The 9,316-nt window shown below is 29.8% G+C and carries 7 protein-coding genes; 5 read left to right on the top strand and 2 right to left on the bottom strand.

Going from position 1 to position 9,316, the window contains the following annotated elements; genetic code table 11:
• Positions 1-45 precede the first annotated feature (45 nt).
• The 5 genes from ACR0QS_RS07940 to ACR0QS_RS07920 all read left to right on the top strand — a co-directional run bounded on the left by ACR0QS_RS07940 (position 46) and on the right by ACR0QS_RS07920 (position 4,663).
• Positions 46-1,032 carry a hypothetical protein gene (locus ACR0QS_RS07940; protein ID WP_432632905.1) on the top strand — a complete coding sequence of 329 codons (987 nt, stop codon included), beginning with the start codon at positions 46-48 and terminating at the stop codon, positions 1,030-1,032.
• A gap of 47 nt (positions 1,033-1,079) precedes the next feature.
• Positions 1,080-2,117, top strand: coding sequence for a hypothetical protein (locus tag ACR0QS_RS07935; RefSeq protein ID WP_432632904.1), 1,038 nt, complete (start codon positions 1,080-1,082; stop codon positions 2,115-2,117).
• Between the two features lie 139 nt (positions 2,118-2,256).
• Positions 2,257-3,111 carry a metal ABC transporter substrate-binding protein gene (locus tag ACR0QS_RS07930; RefSeq protein ID WP_432632903.1) on the top strand — a complete coding sequence of 285 codons (855 nt, stop codon included), beginning with the start codon at positions 2,257-2,259 and terminating at the stop codon, positions 3,109-3,111.
• Positions 3,112-3,849, top strand: coding sequence for a metal ABC transporter ATP-binding protein (locus tag ACR0QS_RS07925; protein ID WP_432632902.1), 738 nt, complete (start codon positions 3,112-3,114; stop codon positions 3,847-3,849).
• 4 nt (positions 3,850-3,853) lie between these two features.
• On the top strand, positions 3,854-4,663 hold the full coding sequence (locus ACR0QS_RS07920; RefSeq protein WP_432632901.1) for a metal ABC transporter permease: 810 nt from the start codon (positions 3,854-3,856) through the stop codon (positions 4,661-4,663).
• A gap of 10 nt (positions 4,664-4,673) precedes the next feature.
• Here ACR0QS_RS07920 and ACR0QS_RS07915 read toward each other — a convergent pair whose 3' ends face one another.
• On the bottom strand, positions 4,674-7,532 hold the full coding sequence (locus tag ACR0QS_RS07915) for a chromosome segregation SMC family protein (protein ID WP_432632900.1): 2,859 nt from the start codon (positions 7,530-7,532) through the stop codon (positions 4,674-4,676).
• Between the two features lie 78 nt (positions 7,533-7,610).
• Positions 7,611-9,311, bottom strand: coding sequence for a sulfatase (locus tag ACR0QS_RS07910; RefSeq protein ID WP_432632906.1), 1,701 nt, complete (start codon positions 9,309-9,311; stop codon positions 7,611-7,613).
• Between the last annotated feature and the right edge of the window lie 5 nt (positions 9,312-9,316).

The following is a 9,316-nucleotide window of genomic DNA, read 5'->3' as shown; positions in this document are numbered from 1 at the left end:
TTGTTATATTATAAGTGTAGACTATAAAAAATTAAGGAGTTCAAAATGAAACAAGAAAAAACTTTTATTAAAACAAATGTCAAAGCAAAAGCGATTATTTTATTTTTAGTATTTGCATTATTTTGCATATTTGGAATTTTAGCATGCGGCGGAGAAAATCTGCCTACAAATTCGGCAGGCGACAGATTGAACGACAGTAATATAGTCAATAATACGAATTCAAAGAATAATATAAATTCAAATATTCCTTTATTCGATATAAACTCTCCTATAACTAATATTAGAAGCGATAATCCTAGTTATCCTAAACCGAATCCAGAACCAGAACCTACACCTGAACCTGAACCTACGCCAACTCCTAATCCTGATATGAATTCTGCATTTCCATCGGATAGTTATCGCAATATAGCGTATCATGAAGGCAATGGAAGAAATTATATTAGTAAAACAACAAATGTTTCTTATAAAGATACGGATACTCTATCAAAAATATGGACGAATTTAGTTTCAAAATTTATTATAAGAGCCTATGTCGGAGAATTATGCTTTAAATCTAACGGTGATTTGTATTGGTCTGAAAAACCTAGTAAAATATTAAAAACATTTGAAGGCGGAACTATAATAAAATATAGAGACGGAAAGTATGACGGAGTTTACGGAATTGGAGGAGTTTATAGTTACGCTATAAGCAGACAGGATGCGAATACTTGGGGACCTAGAAGTCAGGCAGTAAAATTATTATTCAATAGAAATAACGATAACGGCGGAAAGAAAGGAAGAATAGAAATATTTGTATTAAATCATGGAAAATTTTGGGATGGCTATAGTCTAAACGGCATGTATATTCATCAAGAAAATCTTCTTATTGTTGATAAATCGAACTATAATTTAATATTCGGCTTCCAGTCTTATAGTCAGAGTTCGGACGATAATTTGAAAAAATATTTTGGAGATAAAACGCCAGAAGATAATATGGGAACATTAAATAATACTTGGAATTACTGGAATAGTCCGCGGGTAGGCGTTATTTAATTAAATTAAAAATAGATTAATAAAATTATATATCAAGAGGTTCAATAATGAAACAAGGAAAAAACTTTATTAAAACAAATATCAAAACAAAAGCGATTATCATATTTATAATATTAGTTTTATTTTGCATATTTGGAATTTCGGCATGCGGCAGGAAAAATTTGCCTACAAATTCTGCAGTCGCCGTATCGGAAGAAAATAATACCGTTAATACAAATTCAAAGAATAATATAAATTCAAATATTCCTTTATTCGATATAAATTCTCCTATAACTAATATTAATAGCGCTAATCCTAGTTATCCTGCGCCAAATCCAGAACCTAAACCTGCGCAAACTCCTAATCCTAATGTGAGTCCTTCATTTCCAGATAATAGTTATTACGATGTGCATTATTTTCAAGGATTGAATTATGGAAACGGTTATTATAAAATAGAAAGCGTTTCTTATAAAGATACGGCTAAATTATCCGAGATTTGGACGAATAGGATAATAACGAATTTTTATATAGAGGGAAGCGGTTCAAAATTGATGTTTAAACCTAACGGCGATATTTACTGGGAAAAACAACCGAATAAAATATTAAAGAAATTCGAGGGCGGAACTATAGTAATGTATCGCGGCGGAGTATTTTGCACAGGAGATTATAACACTACATATACGGTTGGCGGAGTTTATACTTACGCTATGAGCAGAGACGAAGCGAATAAACTTGGAAATGCGGCTGTAAATAAAATGTTTAATTTTAGACCTCAATACGATAACGGCGGAAAGAAAGGAAGAATTGAAATACTGGTTATGAACGCGGGATATTTCTGGAACGGCGGAACTGGAATATCTGGAATGACAAAACTATTTCCGTCTAATTACGAATGGCTGCTTCTTGCAATTAATAGCGAAGCGTTTATAACTAATAATACCGAACCGATAAAATTTGCGGGTTTTCAGGCGTATAGTCAGAGAGCGGACGATAGATTGTCGAGATATTTATATTTGGACGATACGATTGCAACGCCAGAACAGAATATGAAAAGTTTGCAGAATACTTGGAATTTCTATGACGGAACGGTGGTAAATTTAAATTAAAGAGATTGATTAATTTTCATTTAAACTCAATATTAATATTAACGGATGGTTTTTAGCCGTCCGTTATTTTTATTTGTTTTTTTAATTATTATAAATTATAATATTATTCATAAAAAATTAAAAAGGTTTTATTAATTAAATGAAAAATATATTTCTTATAATAATTATTTTGCTTTCAATATTTGCCTGCAATAATAACGATAATAAAAAAACTTCGGACAAATTACAAATTTATACGAGCATTTATCCTATTTACGATTTTACTAAAAAAATCGGCGGCGAAAAAATTGCCGTTTATAACATGACAAAAGCGGGAGCCGAACCTCATGATTTTGAAATAACTTCAAGAGATATGGCAAATTTATCGAAAGCTGATTTATTTATTTATAACGGCGGAGGAATGGAGCATTGGATTGACGCCGTTAAAGAGAGTTTACAAAATATAAAATATGTCGATTCTTCAAGCAATATAAATAATGAAAATAATTTGGACGCTCATTTTTGGCTGTCGCCTAAAAATGCAAAAATCCAAATGGAAAATATAAAAAACGGTTTGGCAGAAATTGATTCGGACAATAAAAATTATTACGAATCGAATTATAATTTATACGCGAGTCGTTTGGATGAACTCGATAATAAAATTAAAAATTCTTTATCGAATATAAAAAATAGAAATTTGGTTTTGACTCATCCAGCCTTCGGGCATTTTTGCGAAGAATATTCTTTGAATCAAATTGCAATTGCAAGAGACGAAGCCGACCCGAAAGCTATGGCGGAGATTATAACATTTATAAAAAATAATAATGTGAACGCAATATTTTACGAAGAATTTTCAAGTTCAAAATTGGTAGATTCTATAGCGAACGAAACTAAAATTAAAACATTGACTTTGAATCCGATAGAATCTTTAAGCGAAAAAAATATTGAAGCGGGAGAAGATTATTTTTCTATTATGGAAAAAAATCTTATCTCTTTACTTGACGGACTTAATTAAATGAATAAGATTATTGAATTTGATAAAATTTATTTCGGCTATACTTCGGAATATATACTTAAAAATATAAGTTTTTCGGTAAACGAAGGAGATTTCGTTTCAATAATAGGCTCGAACGGAGCGGGCAAAAGCACGATTTTAAAATTGATTTTGGGAGAATTGAATCAAAACAAAGGCGAAATAAAAATATTTGGAGACGATATAAAAAAATTTAATCGCTGGAATAATATCGGTTATTTGGAACAAAACGCTTATTATAAAATTCTAAACTTTCCAGCAACGGTTTATGAAACTGTTATGTCGAATATGTTTTACGATATTGGACTTTTTAAATTTCCAAATAAAAATCATCGCGCTAAAGTTATAGAATCGCTCGAACTTTTAGGAATGGAAAAATATTCTAATCGGACAATTTCAAAACTTTCGGGCGGGCAGATTCAAAGAGTATTTTTAGCGAGAACTTTAGTTGCGAATCCGAAAATCCTTATTTTAGACGAACCGACAAACGGAGTCGATAGAGAAACGGTAGAGATGATTTATAATATTTTAAGCGATTTGAATAAGAATAAAAATATTTCTATAATAATGGTGACACATGATATTGATATGGTTTCAAAAATTTCTTCAAAAATATTCTGCTTTGAAGAAGGAAATTTAATGGAACTCGATAAAGAACAGCTTAAATTGGAATTATTGCATAAACATAAACATCCGCATAATAATATTGGAGGAATTTGATTTAATGGAAATATTTGAATTTCAATTTATGAGAAGAGCTTTTTTAGTTGGAATAATTTTGGCTGTCATAATTCCATGCATCGGAGTCGTTATAGTATTAAAAAGATTATCCATGATTGGAGATGCAATCTCTCATACTTCGCTTGCGGGAATAACTTTCGGACTCGTTTTTAATATAAATCCAATTTTGGCTTCGGTAATTTTTTGTATTTTAGCCGCATTGTCGATAGAATATATAAGAAAAAAAATTGCAAAATACGAAGAGATGTCGATAGCGATAATAATGTCTTTGAGCGTTGGTTTGGCGGGACTCCTTTCGGGATTTGTGGCAAATAATGTCAATTTCAATAGTTTTTTATTTGGAAGCATCGTGGCGATAAGCGATTTTGAATTGAAATTAATTATTATAATCGGTTTGATTTCAATATTAACATTTATTTTGCTTTATAAAGAAATTTTTTATATAACTTTTAACGAAAGACTCGCGAGATTGTCGGGCGTTCCCGTTAGAAGAATAAATTTTATATTCACAATTTTAACCGCGATTACGATTTCAATATCGGCAAGAACTGTCGGCGCTTTAATCGTCTCTTCAATGATTGTAATTCCCGTAGCGACTTCTTTGCAAATAGCGGGAAGTTATAAAAAAACTATAATATATTCCGTTTTATTTAATTTATTATGGACAATTGCTGGAATATTTATTTCTTACTATTTTGGATTAAAACCAGGTGCGACTATAGTTTTAATAAGTATAATCGGTTTTTTGACGATTGTTATATTGAAAAGTTTTTTATCTAAAGCAAAAATTTAATTTAACTTTTTTAACTTTCCGCGACAAGCTGATTTTTACTTCCATTAACCGTTCCGTCTTTCTCTACTTTAACGGTAAATATTTTTGAAACGCCTTTTTCCTCTGCAGTTATTCCGTAATATGCGTCCGCAATCGTGGCGGATACTTCGTTATGAGTGATTATTAAAAATTGAGTTTTATCCGACAAACCTTTTACCATATTTTTGAATCTTATAATATTTGCTCCGTCCAATGCCGCGTCAACTTCGTCCAATATGCAGAAAGGCGAAGGACGATATAAGAAAATTGCGAAAACCAAAGCCAAGCCTGTCATTGTAAGTTCGCCTCCAGAATAAGAAACTATATTTTCCATTCTTTTTCCCGGAGGCTGAGCGAATATATCTATCGGACTGTTTAATAAATCTTCTTCGTTTTGTATTTTTAATCCCGCGTTTCCGCCGCCGAATAATATTTTAAAAGTTTCGGAGAATTTTTTATTTATTTCGTTGAATGTTTTTAAGAAATCCTCTCCCGCTTTTTTATTTGCGTCAAAAATAATTTTTAATATTTCTTCTTTAGATTTTTCCAAATCCTCTTTTTGTTTGCTTAAAAATTCAAATCGATTTTTTGCCTCCTGATATTCATCCAAAGCCATTTCGTTTATATTTCCTAAATTTTTTATCTTATCTTTTACCGCGTTCAATTTGACTCTAAAAGCTTCTTCATCGATTAAATTTTTGGTTTCGTTTTCAAAATCTTTCAAATTGAGAGCGTAATTTTCGTAAAAATGATTATATATATCGTTTATTTTTTCGTTGGTTTGATTTATTCTCTCGCTTATCCTCGCGATATTATCGTTTACTTCGTTTAATCGCTTTACTCTCTTTGAATGACTGACTTCAAAATTCGATAATGTGGATTCTGCTTTTTTTATTTCGTTTGCCTTTATTCTCGATTCGCTTTCCATTTTAGATTTTTTCTTTTCAAGTTCTTTGAAATTAAAATTATTCTGTTTAAACTCTTTGTCTATCGTTTTATAATCTTCTTCAAGTTTATTTATTTTTTCGGCAAGAGATAAAAATTCTTCCTCAACCATTTTTATATTTTTTATTATTATATCTTTTCTGTCTTCCAGAGCTTTTTTATTCGTTTCGTATTTCGCTTTTTCAATAGTTAAAGTCGTCAAATTGGAATTCGCTCTATTAATATTATCCGCCGCTATTTTTATGTCGCTGTTAAGTTCTTCGATTTTCTCGTTATTATTTTTAATATAATTTTCAAGTTCGGCAATCTCTTTATCGATATTTTCTTTTTGCATATAAGCGCCTTCTTTATCAAAAAGCAAGTCTACAAACGGGTCTTTTATCTTTGTATATTCTTTAAATATGCTTTGCAAAAATAAAGCGTCATTTTTTTCGTTATCCAAATTATCTTTTAATTTTTCTATAAATCCAGAAATCGAACTAAAATTAAGTTCGTTAAAATTATTTAATATATTATAATCTTCAAAATCTTTTATGGAATTCATTTTAGAATCGATGGCGTTTAACAGATTATTAAAACCGATATCAATATCGGCTTCATGCTTTCCGATATTTTGATAAAAACTATTTCCCATTATATCTTTTTTCTTTTCGTCAATTTCCGTTATTATTTTATTTATAACTTCAAGCTGTCTCTCTCGAGCGTCCGATATTTTCAAATTGGCGTTTTGATTATTTTGAGTTAATATTGAAATTTCGTCATTTAAACTCGCGATTTTGTTTTGTTCTTTCGCTATATTATTTTCTTCAATTTCCTGTTCTTTTAATGTTCTTTCAATATTTTCGATAATATTTTTTATATCGTCTTCAAATTCTTTTATTTGATTTTTATTTTCTTCTATTCTTTTATTTAAAATATTTTTTCGGTTAATATTTTCTTCTCTTTCTTTATCTTTATTTTCCAGCTGAATTTTTAACTGATTGGACATTTTTTCAATATGAGTAAGTTCCGTATCGATTAAAGAAACCTGCTTATCCAGTTCGATTGATAAATTTCTCGTTTCTTCAAATTTAAGAAGTTCGTTTTGTTTTTGATTATCCAAATCTTTAAGCTCTTTTTCCAATTCCGATTTTTTATTATTTGATTCTTCCAAATTTTTTATAAGTTCTTCGAGATTAATTTTAGATTTTTTTACCTGATTGACATTTATGCTTATGCTTATTTTTTTGCTTTCGTCAGTTAAAGAATAATATTTTTCGGTTCTTGCCGCCTGCTCTTTTAATGATTTATAATATTTTTCGGCGTTCTTTATCTCTATTTTTACATTATCAAGATTTCTTTCCGACTCTTCCAATTTTCTTGTAGCTTCTCTTCGTCTCTCGAGATATTTGCTTATTCCCGCTGCATTTTCGATTATGCTTCTTCGCTCTTCGGGTTTTTGTTTGGCAATTTCCGCCACCGTTCCCTGCTTGATAACAGAGTAAGCGTTTTTTCCAAGTCCCGTATCCAAAAACATATCGACTATATCTTTGAGTCGCACCTGCTCATCGTTTATATAATATTCCGACAAACCTTTTCTATAATATTTTCGAGTTACAATAATTTCGTCTTTATCGTATTTTTTTATCCATTTGCTTTTATTGTCCAATGTTAAAGTTATCTGAGCGAGCGAGGATGGTTTTCTCGTGTCCGTTCCATGAAAAATAACGCTTTCGAGTCCTTTTGAAGTGTCGATTCTTAATCTGCTTGCCGACTGTTCGCCCATAACCCATAAAAAAGCCTCCACAATATTACTTTTTCCTATTCCGTTCGGTCCGAGAACAACTGTAACTCCTTCATTGAATTCTATATTCGTTTCTATGGCGAAAGATTTGAATCCATGCAAATTAAGATTCTTTATATACATTTCTTTTCCTATTTATTAACTGCTTTAATTATTCTATTATAACAATCGTATTGAAAAAAAGCAATAAAAAAAGCGCCGTTATCGAGTTATTAAATCGTTAAAATACTTTTCGCCTCTTAAAATATCTTCCGATAAAATTCTTTGAGCATAATTATATTTATATGATAAACTTTCTTTGCCAACTTCTATTTTGACGATTTTGTTATTTTCGTTCGTATAAAAATTATTATAAAATCTTATAATATTGTCGGTTTTATCTTTATACAAAAGCGAGATTATGGAATTGATATAATCGACTCCCGCATTTGCCGCTATAAATAAAGGAATATTTTCTGGCGGAAATCCGTCATCCAATTTGAAAGCTCCATTTTTTCCGTTCCATATTAAAAGCGGACTAATCGTATAAGTTTCAAAAAATTCTTTTTTCGTTTTATCGTCTATCGAAGAATTATAAATCATTCCCGCCAAATAAGGATATAAATGGTCATGCTTAAAAATTATAATCGCATCGGGATATTTTTGAAGAATTATTTTTTTTGTTTCAATTATATCAATCGCCGCTTGAACGGAATTTTCAATAGTTTCGAGTAAAACTTTTCTATCTCTTCTATTTATTTTTTCGGCAAATCTTTTATTGTTTTCAAAAATATTCAAATCGTTTTTTATATGGCTTCCAGCATGTCCCAAAAAAGTAAATCCCGAAACAAACAGCGGTTCTTCAAAATCGTTATTCTTAATATAATTTTTTATGTTTGTGAGTCCCAAATTAAATATAATTTCTTCAAATCCAATATTTGGAAATAATTTATCCAAATTAAAAGTTATTCCGCATTCTTCGAGCGCTATCGTTTTATAACCCGCGTCTTTCATTAAAAAAGGCAAAGCGCTATTTACCTTGGTTTTTTGTTTTTTTGGATAAATCGGCGAAGTTCCAATTAAACCAGAAAGTCTTGCAAATAAACTTCCGTTGCCATCGTTTGGTCCCACTTTTGCCGACTGCGAAGCCCATTCTCTATATTCTTTTGGAAAAGGGTCGTTATCAAATAATTCCAAAAAATGACTGTAATCGTAAAAAGATTCCATGAATATTATAAACACATCTCTTTTGTTCGTATTTTCAAAATCATAAGGCATAATCAAATTGGAAATATCTCTTTCATTTTGAACTTCTTTTAATAATTCGATTGCATTTTTTACATTATCAATATTCGCAATTATTTTATTATTTTCTCTGTCGAAAGAAATTCTATAACTTATGGAATTTATTATCCCGAATTTATTTACTCTTTCAATATAATTTGGATATATAGAATTAATTTTAACCTGTCTGAAAAACGATAAATAAGTCGTAATTATTATTATAAAAAATAATATCATTCCTTTTTTCTTGTCCGCTAAAAATATTTTAATTAATCTATATAAAAAATATAAAGCGAATACAAAAAGCGAAGAAAAATATAATATTGTCGCCGCTATAGTAATTACCTGCATATAAAACGGAAGGACTTCTATTAACGAAGGATATAAATCCTGCATATCGGTAAAAAATATCGGTTTCGTTAATATCGTTATTCCCAAAGGCTCGATTGCGAAAAATGAAAAAACAGCGACTATTATAAACAAATAAGAGATTATTAATTTTTTATTTGAGAGATAAAATGAGATTAAAGAAAACAAATAAACATATAATATATCTATCAAACTTATATTAAATTTATCAATCGATAGTGACGGTAGTAAAAATTGAGTTACCGAATAATATAATATTGAAATAATTATAAAAG

Source organism: Brachyspira sp. (assembly GCF_050873525.1).
Taxonomy (GTDB): domain Bacteria; phylum Spirochaetota; class Brachyspiria; order Brachyspirales; family Brachyspiraceae; genus Brachyspira.
This window is presented reverse-complemented; position numbering and strand designations above follow the sequence as displayed.

Coding starts and splice junctions, on each gene's coding strand:
- ACR0QS_RS07925 (WP_432632902.1), top strand. CDS start 3,112: ATGAATAAGATTATTGAATTTGATAAAATTTATTTCGGCTATACTTCG.
- ACR0QS_RS07920 (WP_432632901.1), top strand. CDS start 3,854: ATGGAAATATTTGAATTTCAATTTATGAGAAGAGCTTTTTTAGTTGGA.
- ACR0QS_RS07915 (WP_432632900.1), bottom strand. CDS start 7,532: ATGTATATAAAGAATCTTAATTTGCATGGATTCAAATCTTTCGCCATA.
- ACR0QS_RS07935 (WP_432632904.1), top strand. CDS start 1,080: ATGAAACAAGGAAAAAACTTTATTAAAACAAATATCAAAACAAAAGCG.
- ACR0QS_RS07930 (WP_432632903.1), top strand. CDS start 2,257: ATGAAAAATATATTTCTTATAATAATTATTTTGCTTTCAATATTTGCC.
- ACR0QS_RS07940 (WP_432632905.1), top strand. CDS start 46: ATGAAACAAGAAAAAACTTTTATTAAAACAAATGTCAAAGCAAAAGCG.